The sequence below is a fragment of the Mycolicibacterium monacense genome (genome assembly GCF_010731575.1).
Taxonomy (GTDB): Bacteria; Actinomycetota; Actinomycetes; order Mycobacteriales; family Mycobacteriaceae; genus Mycobacterium; species Mycobacterium monacense.
The window spans coordinates 3,566,598-3,582,125 of sequence record NZ_AP022617.1 but is presented as its reverse complement, the minus strand read 5'-3'; the positions used below and the strand labels follow the sequence as shown (position 1 = coordinate 3,582,125).

Sequence of the window (15,528 nt, the reverse complement as noted above, 5' to 3'; positions counted from 1 at the left end):
CGGATCGAGACGAGACTGTGCCGATGCCCCGCGACACCATGAGCCGCACCGTCGGCGCCGAACTCGAGATCGAGGTCACCGCACCCACCACGCTCGAGTTCCAGATCGCGCTCGCCGCGCATCCGGGCGCCGACATCACCGAGGCGCTGACGTTCCGCCACGACGGCACATCCGTCGAGGCGCAGGAGATGATCGGCGAACACGGCACCCGCATCCACAAATTCGCCGCCGCGCCCGGCACGGTGACCGCGTCCTACCAGGCGACTATTCGGGGTTTCGCGGCGCCGCCCGAGGTCCGCGACATCGACCTGTCGACCTATCTGCGACCCAGTCGCTACGCCGAGGCGGACAAGTTCTTCGGTTTCGCCGCAACGGAATTCGGCGACTTCACCGACTCCGAGGCGCTACTGGAGCGGGTGTCGTCGTGGGTCGGCGCCCGTCTCGACTACGTCCCCGGGTCGAGCGATCCCATCGACGGCGCCGCGGACACGCTGCTGGCCGGCGCGGGCGTCTGCCGTGACTATGCCCACCTGGTCATCGCGATGCTGCGCGCGGTCAACGTCCCGGCCCGCCTGGTCTCCGTCTACGCACCCGGGTGCAGCCCGATGGACTTCCACGCCGTCGCCGAGGCCTACGTCGAGGGGCAGTGGCGGGTGGTCGACGCGACGTGTCTGGCGCCGCGACAGTCCATGGTGCGCATCGCGACCGGGCGGGACGCCGCCGACACCGCGTTCCTCGACAACCACGACGGCTCCATCACGTTGCAGAACATGACCGTCACCGCGGTCGTCGACGGGGAGTTGCCGCGGGATTCGGTGTCCGACCTGGTCACCTTGCACTGAGTCGTTGTGCACGGCCGCCCAGCCAGTGCACCAGCCGGTCATAGATCTCCGGGTGGTTGAGCAGGTCGAAATGGTGCAGACCGCTCATCACCAGCCCGTTGTCCGGTTCGAACGGGATCCGGCGTCTGCGGCCGCGTCCGGACGCGCTCGCCGGCCGCACCAGATGGTCGCCCAGGACGAGGCCCACCGGCCGCGGCGCGGCCGAGGTCGCCACGAAGTGGTAGGAGGCGCCGGGCAGGAACGGCGCTTCGGCGCAGCGGTCACGCAGGAACTCGTCGGGGTCGGCCTCGGCCCAGTCGTCGTCCAGGCAGGCGCCGAAGCGCAGATCCTTGATGCCTTCGCTGCGCAGGTTGAGAAACTCGGCGAGGGCGCGTGTTTCGCGTAACCGGCCCAGCGCCCACGACGCGGCGTTGACGCCCTTTTCGAGGTCGGCGCCCAGATGCGGTGAGCCCAGGCACACCACCTGGCGCACCCGCGAGACCCAGTCGCGACCCTCCTCCGCGCCGTAGTGACAGGCACTGCGCAACCACCAGCCCGCCCATCGAATGCCCGACCAGCGCGATGTCGCACACCGGAACCGGCCACGCCTCGGTCAGCGCCGCCAGCAGTTCGTCGAGCGAATGCCCGTTGCTGGAGATGTGCAGTCCCGTGTTGTACCGCACGTGCACGGGGGTGAAGCCCAGATCGTCGCGGAGCCGGGCGCCGTAGGGGCGCGGATCGGGAGCGTCGACGGCCGGGCGCGGGGCTCGGCGCCACGACGATTCGGTCTGGCACAGCCCGTGGACGAATACGACGAGGCGGTTGGTCGCGTCGGGGAACGCCTCGGCGAGCGGCGCGGACGCCGGGTCGACGGGGCGCCCGTCCACCCGCACGGCCATGGTCGTGGCCAGCGCATTGCCGCGGGAGGCGAGTTCGTCACCGTAGATGCCGTTGAGCGCGGCGATCGCCTCCGCGACGGCCGGGGTCCGGTCGATCGGGGTGTCGTCGTCGAAGCGCGTCGCCGCGAGGACACCGACCGCCTCGGGCACGCGTTGGCCGGCGGTGCCGATCGCGGTGTGGACCGCCTGGGCGATGACGTCGTGGATCACCTCGACCGGGCGGGCGGCGGGGCCGACGGAGGTGAACACCCGGCTCGCGATGCCGGTGTGCATACCCCGGACGATGTCGTGCAGGACGGTGACTCCCTCGGCGGCGACTTCGCCGAGAGCCCGGATCTCAGTGGCGCGCATGGCCCTGTATACCCGGATAGGGGTGCCGGTCACGGCCGATCGCCAGCGGGCTCAGCGCCAGGCCGGTGACGAACGCGCTCAGGTGGCCGACCTCGGTGAACGTCGGCCGGATGATCGCGTTGGTCGCCAGCACCGCGACCCCGGCCGCGCGCGCCGCGCTCCGGTGCCGTCGGGGCAGGTACGCCGAGAGCGTCCCCGCGACGCCGAGCAGGAAGTAGCTGACCCCGACGTCGTGGGCGTCGGCCAGCCGCGGCGGCGCCTGTTCGGCGCGGATGGACCAGCGCAGGTACCCCTGCCCGAGATAGGTGCCGGTGACATGGGCAGCGGCGCCGACGACGAGCCACCGGAAGGTCCCCAGGCGGCGCTCGGCGGGGGCCAGGACGGCGGCGAACGGCGGCACGTAGGGCCACCACCTCTTGCCGTCGAGCCAGAACAGGCTCGCGGCCAGCACCCGCGTCGGCTCCTCGGACAGGTGGCTGAGGTTGGTCGACTGGCTGCGCAGCAGCTGCGAGCGCTCACGGCCGGCGTGGCGCTGCACCCGGGTGGTGACGGCGAGGACTGCCAGCCACATGAAGGTCGCCGGCGCGCCGGCCAGATAGCGTCCGACCACTCCGAAGGCGCGTGCCACCTTGCGAATCTACCGGTCAGCCGGCCTGCAGCGTGTCCTGCGGATTCTGGCCGTAGGAGCCGCAGTAGAGCTCCTCGAACGACGGCAGGTGCGGGAACCCCCAGCGGGCCGCGATGGAGAACACCGTCGTCGACTCGGGGTCGTGGTCCAGCAGGTCCCGGTGGGCGTGATCGAGCCGGATACGACGCAGGTGATCGAGCGGGCCCACCCCGAGGTGACGACGGAACAGGTAGGTCACGCCGTCGGGGGTGAGCTCGACCGCGGCGGCGATGTCGGCGACGCCGATGTCCGCGGTGGCGTTGTCCTCCATGTAGGCGATCGCCCGTCGGAGGAAGTTGGGCACCAGCCGGCCCGGGTGTTCCGTCCCGGGAGTCCTGGTCACGGGGAAGATCTCGAGCACTCGGGCGGCCAGCATGCGGCCGGCCTTGCCGAGCACGATCGGGTTGGCGGTGTCCGGGTCGTCGAGCAACCGCTCCACGGTCTCGAGCGTGGCCACCCACTTCGCGGCGGCGTCGTGGCTGACCGGGTTGCCCGACATGAACCGCAGCGACGACGGCGGGACACCGGCGGATTCGGCCAGCCCCCGCACCGGGATCGTGACGGTGTGCGACCAGGCGTGGTCGGCGTGGCAGCGGTAGTGCGCGCCGGGGAAGTTCGACATGAACACGTCACCGCGCCGGTACGAGACGCCGTGGGCGTCGCTGTTCGCGGTTACCGTGCCGGCCTGCAGGGCGGCGATGACCACACCGCCGTAGTCCTCGACGTCGAACTGCAGTCGGGCGGGCAACCGTACGTCGTGGCATTCGAAGGTGGGGGTCTGACGACGGTCGACGCTGAGCTGGCGGGCCGAAGCCCGCGATTCGCCCAGCCTCAGGCTTGCCCCGTACTCGGCGTGCAGGAGGTCGTGCGCCTCGGCGAGGTCGGGCGTGGCCCACGAGGCGCGGCGGACGAGGCTCGCGGTGTGCGTGTCCACTCGGCCCCCTTCCGCGGTGGCCGTCGGATCGACAGGTCAGCCGCGCTCAGGGAAACCATAACTGTACTCATGGCGAGGACACGAATATTTGCCGAAACTTGTTGAAGTCGAAATCAAGCGGTGCTGAGCCGGATCCTCCAGCGAACGAACCCGACGTAGGCGATGCTCAGCAGAGCAAGCATGCCCATGTCGAACCACCACGCCGACGCGGTGTGCTCCCAGTGCGAATCCTTCGGCGTCAGCGGGCCGGGGACCAGCTTGATCAGGTCCACCGTCGACGCGGAGGCGGCGAAGCCCCAACGCGCCGGCGTGAACCACGACAGCTGGTCGAGCACCAACCGGTCGGTCACCGGGATCATGCCGCCGGAGAACACCAGCTGACTCATCACCGCGACGACCAGGAGCGGCATGATCTGCTCGTTGGACTTCGCCAGCGCCGACAGGGCCAGGCCGACCATCGCGGCGGTCACCGTCGTCGCCGCCATCACCACGAACAACTCGGCCGTCGGGCTGAGGAAGGTCAGCGCCCCCTGTGTGGGTGCGCCCTTACCCGCGATGGTGATCGCCGTGACGATCGTCGACTGCAGGATCGCGAACACCGCGTAGATGCACACCTTGGCCAGCAGGTAGGCGGTGGTGGACAGGCCGACGGCCTGTTCGCGACGGAAGATGGCGCGTTCACCGATCAGGTCGCGGACCGTCAACGCCGTACCCATGAAGATCGCGCCGACGTTCAGCAGGACCAGGATCTGGCCGGGCTCGTTGGGGGCGTCGCCCATCGGATTGGGCACCCCGAAGCCGACGGTGCCGGGCACCGACAGCGACAGCACCCCCATGATGAACGGCAGCAAGGCCAGGAAGATGAAATAGCCGCGGTCGGACACGATCAAGCGCATCTGGCGGCGCGCGATGGTGGAGAACTGCCGCCGCAGGCTCGTCTTCGACGGTTCGCCGAGGTTGCTGGGTTCGTCCTCGGTCGCGAGCTGGTCCGGTGGCGGGCCGTTGAGGGTGAGGAACCGCTGGTTGGCGCCGTCGGGATCGCTGGCCACGGAGCTGAAGATGTCGGCCCAGTTCGTGGTGCCCATCGACCGGCCGATCTCGCTGGGCGGACCGCAGAACGCGGTCTTGCCGCCCGGTGCCAGCAGCAGCACCTGATCGCAGACGTCGAGGTAGGTCAGCGAATGCGTGACCACCAGCACGACGCGGCCGGCGTCGGCCAGTTGCCGCAGCATGGTCATGACCTGACGGTCCAGCGCGGGGTCCAGGCCGGAGGTCGGCTCGTCGAGGATCAGCAGCGACGGGCCGGTCAGCAGTTCCAACGCGACCGAGGCGCGTTTGCGTTGGCCGCCGGAGAGTTTGTCCACGCGGGTCTCGAGGTGTTTGGTCATCTCGAGTTCCTCGAGGACCTGCATGACCACCTGTTCGCGGTCTTCTCTGGTGGTGTCCGGCGGCAGCCGCAGTTCCGCGGCGTACATCAGCGCCTGTTTGACGGTCAGCTGACCGTGGACGACGTCGTCCTGGGGGACCATGCCGATCCGGGAGCGCAGCGAGGCGTACTCGGCGTGGATGTTGTGGCCCTCGAACGTCACCGATCCCGCCGTGGGATGGGTGTAGCCGGCCACCAGGCGCGCGAACGTCGACTTGCCCGCGCCGGACGGCCCGATGACGGCGGTCAGCGTGCCGGGGCGGGCGGTCAGCGAGATGTTGTCCAGCAGCGTCTTGTTGTTCTCGATCGTCCACGTGATGGCGCGCACGTCGAGGCCGCCGGTGGCGGTGGCGGCGGCGGTCTCGGTCCGGCGGGCCAGCGTGCCGCCGCTGAACACCAGGTCGATGTTGCCGATGGTGACCACGTCACCGTCGCGCAGGAACGCCGACTCGACCCGGGCGCCGTTGACGAACGTGCCGTTGATGCTGCGGGCGTCGACGATCTCGGTGCCGCCGGCCGCCGGGACCAGCGAGGCGTGGTGGCGGGACGCCAGCACGTCGGGGATGACGATGTCGTTGTCGCTCGCCCGGCCGATCTTGATCGCTCCGGCGGGTGCCTCCGGCGCCCGGCCCGGCCGCAGGATCTTGAGCATGCTCGTGGCGAGGTTGCCCGCGTCACCGGAGCGGGGGGCCGCCGTCGGGCCCATCCGGGTGACGGGTTCGAGCCCGGCCTGCTCGGACAGCGGCGGAGACAGGGCGGCGCCGGTCGACGGTGGGCGCATCGGGGCGTGGGTCCCAGTCGGATGGTGCGGCTGCGGACCGGACGGGTAATGCGGTTGCGCTCCGGTCGGATACCGCGGTTGCGGCCGTGACATCGGCGGTGCCGGGGGAGGCGGTGGCGGCGACGGTGTCCACCCGCCGGTGGCGGCGCGTGCGACGGGGACCGCGGTGGTCTGCGGGGGCCGGCCGGCCGAACCCTGGTGGCGGCCGACCTCGAAGGTCAGCTGCGGGCCGTCGGGGTTGCCGATGTTGAGGCTCTGTCCGTCACGGAGGTCGACGGCGGGCACGCGCCTGCCGTTGACGAACATGCCGTTGAGGCTGCCGTTGTCGATCGCCACCCAGCGGCCCTGGTCGAACCGCAGCACCAGGTGCGCGCGGGAGATCAGGGGGTGGGCGATACGTACGTCGGCCCGCAGATCCCGCCCGATGACAACGTCGTTGCCAGGGGCGAACGTGCGGGTGGATCCTTCGTACCGAACGGTCAGCGCAGGTGGGGACGGTCGGCTCATCGGGACCAACTGTATAGGTAGGGCAGGCGATCCCGGCTGATCATCACCTCGCGTCGGCGAGGCTCGACACCGCGGCCTCCGGGTAGCGGTCGCCGGCGTCCCACACGCCCCAGGTCTGCACACCCCAGAACACGGCGAACTCGACGATCAGGGCCAACTCGACGACGAACACGCCGAACCTCACGTCCGCCAGCAGGAAGGCGACCGCCAGCGCGACCGTGGCCAGCATCACCGTGGCCAGCGCGGCATAGAAGCGCGCCCGCCGGTGCCGGTCGGCGGCGCGGGCGTAGCAGGCGTGGTAGACGGCCACCAGCACGATGCCGAGGAAGAAGGCCACCGCGGCGATGATGTGCGCGTGGTCGAGGAACCAGTCCCAGAACGACAACAGGGCGCCTGCGACGACGAGCACGAACAACGCCTTGGGCAGCCACGGCTCGATGCGCAGCAGCACCGCGGCGATGCGCTTCCACACCGAGGCGGCCGCCGCGCAGTCGACGGGTTCGGCGGTGGGCACCGGCTGCGGCGCCCGCCATCGCTGCAGCGCCAGGTACAGCGCACACCCCGCGCCCGCCGCGGCGAACAGCGCCGCGACGTTGTTGGCGACCGCGCCGAACGGATCGGTCTCGGTCGGCAGCCACGGTTGGCACAGCCCCTCGGCGTCGGTCGGGATCAACGCGACGACGAACGCCAGGAAGCCGGAGAAGTTCAGCAGCGCATCCTCCCCCAGACGGCTGCCCTGATAGGCGATCAGGCAGATCCCGGCGGCACAGAGCGCCGCGACGAAGACCGCGTGCGTGCGGGTGTAGAAGAACGCGCTGATCGAACTCTGCAGACAGGTGTCCTGCCAGGTGAGGCCGACCGACACCAGCAGGAAGACGACCAGTGCGACCAGGCCCACCCGCACGTAGCGGTAGGTGACCATGGCGTCGCGGGCCGCCTCCACGGTGTCAGCCCAGCACGGGCAGCGAATCCGGCGCGCCGGTCACCACACAGTGGGTGTGGCTGTAGATCGTCGCCATGCACTTGTTGCAGTGCGTGCACTGAGATCGGACGCTGTGCGCACCGCCGTCGGCCTTGATCCGGTTGATGAGGTCGGGTTCGGCGAGCAGGGCGCGGCCCATCGCGACGAACTCGAATCCCTCGGCCATCGCCAGGTCCATGGTCTCGCGGTTGGTGATGCCGCCCAACAGGATCAGCGGCATGGTGAGTTCGGCGCGGAACTTCCTGGCCTTGTCCAGCAGGAAGGCCTCGCGGTAGGGGTACTCGCGGAAGAACTTCTTGCCGGTCATCCGGATGCCCCAGCTCAGCGGCGGCTTGAACGCACCCGCGAACTCCTTGACCGGCGCGTCGCCGTGGAACAGGTACAGCGGGTTCACCAGCGAACTGCCCGCGGTGAGTTCCAGCGCGTCGAGGCCGCCGTCCTCCTCGAGCCACTTGGCGGTCTGCAGCGACTCCTCGAGCGGGATGCCGGCGCGCACACCGTCGGTCATGTTGAGTTTCGCGGTCACCGCGATCTGGTTGGCCCCGTACTTGTCCACGGCGTCGCGGACGGCGCGCACCACCCCGCGGGCGACCTTGGCCCGGTTCTCCAGTGATCCGCCGAATTCGTCCCTGCGCTTGTTGATCAGCGGGCTCAGGAACGAGCTGGCCAGGTAGTTGTGGCCCAGGTGCACCTCGACCGCGTCGAAACCGGAGTCGATCGCCAGCCGTGCGGCGTTGGCGTGCGCTGCGGTGACCTCGGCGATGTCCTCGCGGGTGGCCTTCTTGGCGAACCGCATGGACAGCGGGTTGAAGAACCGTACCGGCGCGAGCGCCTTGGCCTTGTTGGTGCGGGAGTTGGCGACCGGGCCTGCGTGCCCGATCTGCGCGCTGATCGCCGCGCCTTCGGCGTGCACCGCGTCGGTGAGGCGGCGCAGGCCGGGAATCGCCTCGGGCCGCATCCAGATCTGCCAGCCGTCGGTGCGCCCGCCGGGTGCCACCGCGCAGTAGGCGACCGTGGTCATTCCGACGCCGCCGGCCGCAGGCAACCGGTGATAGTGGATGAGGTCGTCGGTGACCAGCGCGTTCGGCGTCGCAGCCTCGAAGGTGGCGGCCTTGATGATGCGGTTGCGCAGGGTCACCGGGCCGAGCTTGGCCGGGGTGAACACATCGGGCTGGGTGTCCATACCGGCAGCCTGCCACAATGTCTGGCGTGGGTGCGATAACGCTCGATGGGAAAGCCACGCGGGACGAGATCTTCGTCGACCTCAAGGAACGGGTGGCGGCGCTCACCGAACAGGGGCGTACACCGGGACTCGGCACCGTGCTGGTCGGTGACGATCCCGGTTCCCAGGCCTATGTGCGCGGTAAGCACTCCGACTGCGCGAAGGTCGGCATCAACTCGATCCGCCGTGACCTGCCCGCCGACATCAGCCAGGCCGAACTCGACGCGACGATCGACGAGCTCAACGCCAATCCCGAGTGCACCGGCTACATCGTGCAGCTGCCACTGCCCAAGCACCTGGACGAGAACGCGGCGCTCGAGCGCATCGACCCGGGCAAGGACGCCGACGGTCTGCATCCGACCAACCTGGGCCGGCTGGTGCTCAACGAGCCCGCACCGCTGCCGTGCACGCCGCGCGGGATCGTGCACCTGCTGCGCCGGTACGAGGTCGAGATCGCCGGTGCGCACGTCGTGGTGATCGGCCGCGGCGTGACGGTCGGGCGGCCACTCGGGCTGCTGCTGACCCGCCGCTCGGAGAACGCCACAGTCACCCTGTGCCACACCGCAACCCGGCATCTGCCGCAGTTCACCCGCGAGGCCGACATCATCGTCGCCGCGGCGGGGGTGCCGCACATGGTGACCGCCGAGATGGTGCGACCGGGTGCGGCGGTGATCGATGTCGGGGTCAGCCGCGACGACAACGGCAAGCTCGTCGGCGACGTCGCGCCCGACGTGTGGGAGGTGGCCGGACACGTGTCGCCCAACCCGGGTGGCGTGGGTCCGCTGACGCGGGCGTTCCTGCTGACCAACGTCGTCGAACGCGCCGAGGCTCTCGCGCGCGGGTGACCGTCAAGGACTTCGCCCGCAAGGTCTTCGCGGGGCAGTGGCCGATCCTGGTGGTCGGCCTGATCTTCGTGGCCGCGTTCGCCCTCGTGATCGCCGGTTACTGGCGCCGCGGCGCGCTGGTGCTCGCCATCGGCGTGGGAGTGGCTGCGGGGCTGCGCATTTCACTGACCGACGAGCGGGCCGGACTCCTCGCGGTGCGCAGCAGGGCCATCGACTTCGCCACGACCTCGACGGTCAGCGCGATCATGTTCTACGTCGCGTGGACCATCGACCCGCTCGGCACGAGCTAGCGTCCGCCGACCGCACGGTTGTTGTACGCATCGCCCGAGTGGGCCCGTCAACAACCGTGCGCTCGAGACGAATTCAGGCCAGCGTCGCCCGGATGCAGACCGTCACGTAGGGCAGTGCCAGACCGGTCGTGTTGACCAGCGCCGGGTGGGTGGCCAGCAGTTCGCGGACCCGGTCGAGCGTGCGGGTGCGCACATCGGCCGGTGAGGTGATGCAGTAGCTGCGCGAGGCCACCAGGTCGATGAGTGCCTGCGGCGTCAGGTAATTCGTCCACTCGACGTGGCGGCGCTCAAGGCCGGTGAACGGGCCGGGCAGCGACACCTCGTCGGTGAACGGGTCGTTCTCGTGGCCGATGATGTTCCCGAGATCCTTGACCCAGCCCAGTCTTTCGTCACGGGTGTTCCACACCAGCCCGAGCCGCCCGCCCGGCCGCAGCACGCGGCTGACCTCCTTGACGGCCCGCTCCGGGTCGAACCAGTGCCAGGCCTGGGCGACGAGCACCGCGTCGACGCTGTCGTCGGCCAGCGGGATCTCCTCGGCCGTGCCGAGCAGCGCCGGGGTCTCGGGCAGCGACTGGGTCAGCACCTCGAGCATCTCGGGGATGGGGTCGACGGCGATCACGTCCAGGCCGCGTTCGACCAGTCGGGTGGTCAGCTTGCCGGTGCCCGCGCCGAGATCGAGCACGGTGTGCGCGCCACGCGGGAGCAGCCAGTCGATCGCCTCCGGCGGATACGACGGCCTGCCCCGCTCGTAGGCCGCGGCCTGCTCGCCGAACGACAGAGACGGATCGGTCACCGCTCCGCCAGCTCCAGTGTGCGCCGGATGAGCTTGCCGACGGCCTCCGTCTCGACCAGGAACCCGTCGTGGCCGTAGACCGAATCGACCACGTCCAGACCGGTACAGCCGGGCAGCAGTTCGGCCAACTCCTGCTGCAGCCGCAGAGGGTAGAGCCGGTCGGAGGTGACGCCGCCGACGATCGTGGGCACCCGGCAACCCTGCAGCGCCGCGCGCACGCCTCCGCGGCCGCGACCCACGTCGTGGCTCGACAACGCGTCGGTCAGCGTGACGTAGGTGCCTGCGTCGAACCGCTCGACCAGCTTGGCGCCCTGGTACTCCAGATAACTCTGCACCGCGTACCGGCCGCCGTCGGTCGGGCTCTCGTCACCCTGGGCGTGGTTGCCGAACCGGTCGTCGAGTTCGACTTCACCGCGGTAGGTCAGGTGGGCGAAGCGGCGGGCGATCGCCAGACCGGTCGACGGCACGCGACCGGTGTCGTGGTAGTCGCCGCCGCACCAGTCGGGATCGGCCTTGATCGCGGCGACCTGGGTGCTCTGCGTGCCGATCTGGTCGGCGGTGGCGCGGGCGCCGACGGCGAGGATCAGCGCCGAACGCACGGTGGCCGGATGGCCGACGATCCACTCCAGCGCACGCGCGCCGCCCATGGATCCGCCCACCACCGCGGCGACCTCGGTGATGCCCAGCGCCTCGAGCGCGGCGAGGTCCGCGGTGACCTGGTCCCGGATCGTCACCGCGGGGAACCGCGAACCGTACGGCCTGCCGTCGGGGGCGATCGACGACGGGCCGGTCGACCCGCGGCAGCCACCGAGGACGTTCGTCGACACCGCGCACCAGCGGTCGGTGTCGATCGGGGCTCCCGGTCCGGCGACGCCGTCCCACCAGCCCGGGGTGGGATGGTCGGGGCCGGCCGGTCCGGTGACGTGCGAGTCACCGGTGAGCGCATGCAGCACCATCACGACGTTGTCGCGGTTGGGGGAGAGCTCACCCCAGCGCTGGACGGCGATCGACACGTCGTCGATGACCGCGCCGCTCTCCAGGGTCAGCGGGCCGATGTCGACCACGCCGGTCTCACCCTCGGCGGGCAGGTCAAGCGCGGGCACGGCCGGGATCTCTGAAATCGTCACTTGCTGTCTCTTCGAACTTCAGGAAATCGCCTTGGCAGCGGCGAACCCCTGCTCGAGGTCGGCGAGGATGTCGTCGATGCCCTCGATGCCGACGGCCAGCCGCACCAGGCCGGGGGTGACGCCGCTGGCCAGTTGCTCCTCGGGGCTCAGCTGGGCGTGCGTGGTCGACGCCGGGTGGATCACCAGCGAGCGCACGTCGCCGATGTTGGCGACGTGGCTGTGCAGCGTGAGCGCGTTGACGAACGCCTTGCCCGCGTCGACGCCGCCGGCCAGCTCGAACGCCAGCACCGCGCCGGTTCCCTTGGGCGCCAACCGCTGTCCGAGCTCGTACCACGGTGAGCTGGGCAGACCGGCGTAGTTCACCGACAGCACGTCGTCGTGGCCGGCCAGGTACTCGGCGACCTTCTGCGCGTTGGCCACATGCCGTTCCACGCGCAGGCTCAACGTCTCCAGACCCTGGGCGATCAGGAACGCGTTGAACGGTGCGGCGGCCGAACCGAGGTCACGCAGCAACTGCACACGCGCCTTGAGCGCATAGGCCGGTGCGCCGAGGTCGGCGAACACCACCCCGTGGTAGCTCGGATCCGGGGTGGTGAAACCCGGGAACTTCCCGTTGGTCCAGTCGAACGTGCCGCCGTCGACGATCACGCCGGCGATGGCGTTGCCGTGCCCGCCGAGGTACTTGGTGGCCGAGTGCACGACGATGTCGGCGCCGTGGCTCAACGGCTGGATCAGGTACGGCGTGGCGATGGTGTTGTCGACGATCAACGGCACACCGGCCTCGTGGGCGACGGCGGCGACGTTGGGGATGTCGAGCACATCGATCTGCGGGTTGGAGATGGTCTCCCCGAAGAACGCCTTGGTGTTGGGGCGCACCGCGGCCCGCCACGAGTCGAGGTCGTCCGGGTTCTCCACGAAGCTGACGTCGATGCCGAGTTTGGGCAGCGTGTAGTGGAACAGGTTGTACGTGCCGCCGTAGAGGCGCGGGGAGGACACGATGTGATCGCCCGCGTTGGCGATGTTGAGGATCGCGAACGTCTCCGCAGCCTGTCCGGACGACAGGAACAGCGCCGCCACACCACCTTCGAGCGCGGCGATGCGCTGTTCGACGACGTCGGTCGTCGGGTTCATGATCCGCGTGTAGATGTTGCCGGTCTCGGCCAGCCCGAACAGCGCCGCGGCGTGGTCGGTGTCGCGGAAGGTGTACGAGGTGGTCTGGTAGATCGGCAGGGCGCGGGCGTTGGTCGCCGCGTCGGGCGTCTGGCCGGCGTGAACCTGCTTGGTCTCGAACGACCAGTTGGCGATCAGGTCTTCTGGCGTGCTCATACGGAACGGCCCTCCATCTGTGTCTGGGGGCCCGTCGATACGGACCCGCGCTTGCCGCGTAGCCGTCACGGCTACTCAACCTGGTCATCACCCGGGGCACCCCACCGCGGTTGGAGGGTTGCCGGCCAGCAAGCCGGGGCTTGACGCTGGCACTCATGACCGCCAGGAAGCTTATCTCACCGCCCGCCACGGCTGCCACCAGTGATCCGCTCAGGCGGCCCGATCTGCAGGGAGCCGTTTCTGCGCGGGGGGCTGCCGGGTAGCGTCGTAGCCGACAATGCGGAGCTTCGATCTGACGCCGGGAGACACCACATGAGCGCCGAGCAGCCGACCATCATCTACACGCTGACCGACGAGGCGCCGCTGCTGGCGACATACGGCTTCCTGCCGATCATCCGGACGTTCGCCGGAGCCGCGGGCATCAACGTCGAGACCAGTGACATCTCCGTGGCCGCGCGCATCCTCGGTGAGTTCAACGACCGTCTCCCCGAGGACCAGCGGGTGCCCGACAACCTGGCCAAGCTCGGCGAGCTGACGCAGGATCCGGCCACCAACATCATCAAGCTGCCCAACATCAGCGCCTCGGTCCCGCAGCTGCTGGCCGCGATCAAGGAGCTCAAGGCCAAGGGTTACGACCTGCCGGACTACCCCGGCGACCCGAAGACCGACGAGGAGAAAGAGAACCGCGCTCGCTACGAGAAGGTGCTCGGCAGCGCGGTCAACCCCGTTCTGCGTCAGGGCAATTCGGATCGGCGCGCCCCCAAGGCGGTCAAGGAGTACGCCAAGAAGCATCCGCACAGCATGGGGGAGTGGTCGATGGCCTCTCGCACCCACGTGGCGACCATGCGGCACGGCGACTTCTACCACGGCGAGAAGTCGATGACGATCGACCGTGACCGCAAGGTCAAGATGGTGCTCGAGACCAAAAGCGGCGAGACCATCGTCCTCAAGCCCGAGGTCAAGCTCGACGAGGGCGACATCATCGACAGCATGTTCATGAGCAAGAAGGCGCTCTGCGAGTTCTACGAAGCGCAGATGCAGGACGCCTACGAGACCGGCGTGATGTTCTCGCTGCACGTCAAGGCGACCATGATGAAGGTCAGCCACCCGATCGTGTTCGGCCACGCGGTCAAGGTGTTCTACAAGGATGCGTTCGCCAAGCACCAGAAGCTGTTCGACGAACTCGGCGTCAACGTCAACAACGGGATGTCCGACCTCTACAGCAAGATCGAGGCGCTGCCCGCCTCGCAGCGCGAGGAGATCATCAACGACATCCACGCCTGCCACGAGACCCGGCCCGAGCTGGCGATGGTCGACTCGGCGCGCGGCATCACCAACTTCCACTCACCCAGCGATGTCATCGTGGACGCGTCGATGCCGGCGATGATCCGGTTGGGCGGCAAGATGTACGGCGCCGACGGCCGCACCAAGGACACCAAGGCGGTCAACCCCGAGTCGACGTTCTCCCGGATGTACCAGGAGATGATCAACTGGTGTAAGACCAACGGCCAGTTCGACCCCACGACCATGGGCACCGTCCCCAACGTCGGCCTGATGGCGCAGAAGGCCGAGGAGTACGGCAGCCACGACAAGACGTTCGAGATCCCCGAGGACGGCGTCGCGAACATCGTCGACATCGACACCGACGAGGTGCTGCTGACCCAGAACGTCGAAGAGGGCGACATCTGGCGGATGCCGATCGTCAAGGACGCCCCGATCCGCGACTGGGTGAAGTTGGCGGTCACCCGGGCCCGCGCCTCGGGGATGACGGCGGTGTTCTGGCTCGACACCGAGCGTCCGCACGAGGCCGAGCTGCGCAAGAAGGTCAAGGAGTACCTGAAGGACCACGACACCGAGGGCCTTCACATCCAGATCATGCCGCAGGTGTGGGCGATGCGGTACACGCTCGAGCGGGTGACGCGCGGCCAGGACACCATCGCGGTGACCGGCAACATCCTGCGCGACTACCTCACCGACCTGTTCCCGATCCTGGAACTGGGCACCAGCGCCAAGATGCTGTCGATCGTCCCGCTGATGGCCGGCGGCGGTATGTACGAGACGGGTGCGGGCGGTTCGGCGCCCAAGCACGTCCACCAGCTGATCGAAGAGAACCACCTGCGGTGGGATTCGCTCGGCGAGTTCCTCGCGCTCGGCGCCTGCTTCGAGGATCTGGGCCGCAAGACCGACAACAAGCGGGCCGCGCTGCTCGGCAAGACGATGGACGCCGCGATCGGCAAGCTGCTCGACAACGACAAGGGCCCGTCGCGCAAGACCGGTGAACTCGACAACCGGGGCAGCCAGTTCTACCTCGCGATGTACTGGGCGCAGGAGCTCGCCGGGCAGACCGAGGACAAGGAGCTGGCCGAGCACTTCGCACCCCTGGCCGAGGCGCTGGTCAAGAACGAGGAGACCATCGTCAAGGAGCTCGCGGCCGAACAGGGCAAGTCGGTCGACATCGGCGGCTACTACTACCCGGACAGCGAGAAGACCACGGCCGTGATGCGGCCGAGCAAGACCCTCAACGAGACGTTGGAGTCCGCCTCGGTGTAGTCGGCGG

Annotated in this window: 14 protein-coding genes and 1 riboswitch; of the genes, 4 read left to right on the top strand and 10 right to left on the bottom strand. The window is 69.2% G+C overall.

Annotated features, from left to right (window positions below; translation table 11 throughout):
• The first annotated feature begins 23 nt into the window (after positions 1–23).
• Positions 24–842: a transglutaminase-like domain-containing protein gene (locus G6N49_RS17145; protein ID WP_011558608.1), complete on the top strand. Its 819-nt coding sequence runs from the start codon at positions 24–26 to the stop codon at positions 840–842.
• Here the strand turns inward: G6N49_RS17145 and G6N49_RS29545 are convergent.
• The 7 genes from G6N49_RS29545 to G6N49_RS17115 form a co-directional block, all read right to left on the bottom strand.
• On the bottom strand, positions 829–1,056 hold the full coding sequence (locus G6N49_RS29545) for a hypothetical protein (RefSeq protein WP_235679531.1): 228 nt from the start codon (positions 1,054–1,056) through the stop codon (positions 829–831). The genes G6N49_RS17145 and G6N49_RS29545 overlap by 14 nt on opposite strands.
• A 46-nt stretch (positions 1,057–1,102) precedes the next feature.
• Positions 1,103–2,071 (bottom strand): esterase/lipase family protein, encoded by a 969-nt coding sequence (locus G6N49_RS17140; protein ID WP_235679530.1) that lies wholly within the window; start codon positions 2,069–2,071, stop codon positions 1,103–1,105.
• Positions 2,058–2,699, bottom strand: a complete 642-nt coding sequence (locus tag G6N49_RS17135; protein WP_011854898.1) for a rhomboid-like protein — start codon at positions 2,697–2,699, stop codon at positions 2,058–2,060. Before G6N49_RS17135 ends, G6N49_RS17140 begins: the two co-directional genes overlap by 14 nt.
• Positions 2,700–2,715: 16 nt before the next feature.
• Positions 2,716–3,672, bottom strand: coding sequence for a helix-turn-helix domain-containing protein (locus G6N49_RS17130; protein WP_011854899.1), 957 nt, complete (start codon positions 3,670–3,672; stop codon positions 2,716–2,718).
• Positions 3,673–3,785: 113 nt separating this feature from the next.
• A complete protein-coding gene (locus G6N49_RS17125; protein WP_011854900.1) occupies positions 3,786–6,386 on the bottom strand; it encodes an FHA domain-containing protein in 2,601 nt (866 codons plus the stop codon).
• A 43-nt stretch (positions 6,387–6,429) separates the two neighbouring features.
• On the bottom strand, positions 6,430–7,329 hold the full coding sequence (locus G6N49_RS17120; RefSeq protein WP_011854901.1) for a hypothetical protein: 900 nt from the start codon (positions 7,327–7,329) through the stop codon (positions 6,430–6,432).
• Positions 7,330–7,333: 4 nt separating this feature from the next.
• On the bottom strand, positions 7,334–8,551 hold the full coding sequence (locus G6N49_RS17115) for an NADH:flavin oxidoreductase (RefSeq protein ID WP_011854902.1): 1,218 nt from the start codon (positions 8,549–8,551) through the stop codon (positions 7,334–7,336).
• Between the two features lie 26 nt (positions 8,552–8,577).
• Between G6N49_RS17115 and G6N49_RS17110 the strand changes: the two genes are divergently transcribed.
• The gene (locus tag G6N49_RS17110) at positions 8,578–9,435 is read left to right on the top strand and encodes a bifunctional methylenetetrahydrofolate dehydrogenase/methenyltetrahydrofolate cyclohydrolase (RefSeq protein WP_167535177.1); all 858 of its coding nucleotides are present in this window, start codon (positions 8,578–8,580) and stop codon (positions 9,433–9,435) included.
• Positions 9,432–9,725: a DUF3017 domain-containing protein gene (locus G6N49_RS17105; protein WP_011558616.1), complete on the top strand. Its 294-nt coding sequence runs from the start codon at positions 9,432–9,434 to the stop codon at positions 9,723–9,725. Before G6N49_RS17110 ends, G6N49_RS17105 begins: the two co-directional genes overlap by 4 nt.
• A 73-nt stretch (positions 9,726–9,798) precedes the next feature.
• Here the strand turns inward: G6N49_RS17105 and G6N49_RS17100 are convergent, their stop codons facing one another.
• From G6N49_RS17100 to G6N49_RS17090, 3 genes are read right to left on the bottom strand one after another with little or no spacing between them, the layout of a single operon-like run.
• Positions 9,799–10,518, bottom strand: a complete 720-nt coding sequence (locus G6N49_RS17100; protein WP_011854903.1) for a class I SAM-dependent methyltransferase — start codon at positions 10,516–10,518, stop codon at positions 9,799–9,801.
• Positions 10,515–11,645 (bottom strand): homoserine O-acetyltransferase MetX, encoded by a 1,131-nt coding sequence (gene metX, locus G6N49_RS17095; RefSeq protein WP_011854904.1) that lies wholly within the window; start codon positions 11,643–11,645, stop codon positions 10,515–10,517. Before metX ends, G6N49_RS17100 begins: the two co-directional genes overlap by 4 nt.
• Before the next feature lie 18 nt (positions 11,646–11,663).
• Entirely contained in the window at positions 11,664–12,971 is a 1,308-nt protein-coding gene (locus tag G6N49_RS17090; RefSeq protein ID WP_011854905.1) for a bifunctional o-acetylhomoserine/o-acetylserine sulfhydrylase, read from the bottom strand.
• Between the two features lie 42 nt (positions 12,972–13,013).
• Positions 13,014–13,132, bottom strand: a riboswitch (SAM riboswitch).
• A gap of 151 nt (positions 13,133–13,283) precedes the next feature.
• Between G6N49_RS17090 and G6N49_RS17085 the strand changes: the two genes are divergently transcribed.
• On the top strand, positions 13,284–15,521 hold the full coding sequence (locus G6N49_RS17085; protein ID WP_011854906.1) for an NADP-dependent isocitrate dehydrogenase: 2,238 nt from the start codon (positions 13,284–13,286) through the stop codon (positions 15,519–15,521).
• Positions 15,522–15,528: the final 7 nt, after the last annotated feature.

Coding starts and splice junctions, on each gene's coding strand:
- G6N49_RS17145 (WP_011558608.1), top strand. CDS start 24: ATGCCCCGCGACACCATGAGCCGCACCGTCGGCGCCGAACTCGAGATC.
- G6N49_RS17140 (WP_235679530.1), bottom strand. CDS start 2,071: ATGCGCGCCACTGAGATCCGGGCTCTCGGCGAAGTCGCCGCCGAGGGA.
- G6N49_RS17125 (WP_011854900.1), bottom strand. CDS start 6,386: ATGAGCCGACCGTCCCCACCTGCGCTGACCGTTCGGTACGAAGGATCC.
- G6N49_RS17115 (WP_011854902.1), bottom strand. CDS start 8,551: ATGGACACCCAGCCCGATGTGTTCACCCCGGCCAAGCTCGGCCCGGTG.
- G6N49_RS17090 (WP_011854905.1), bottom strand. CDS start 12,971: ATGAGCACGCCAGAAGACCTGATCGCCAACTGGTCGTTCGAGACCAAG.
- G6N49_RS17085 (WP_011854906.1), top strand. CDS start 13,284: ATGAGCGCCGAGCAGCCGACCATCATCTACACGCTGACCGACGAGGCG.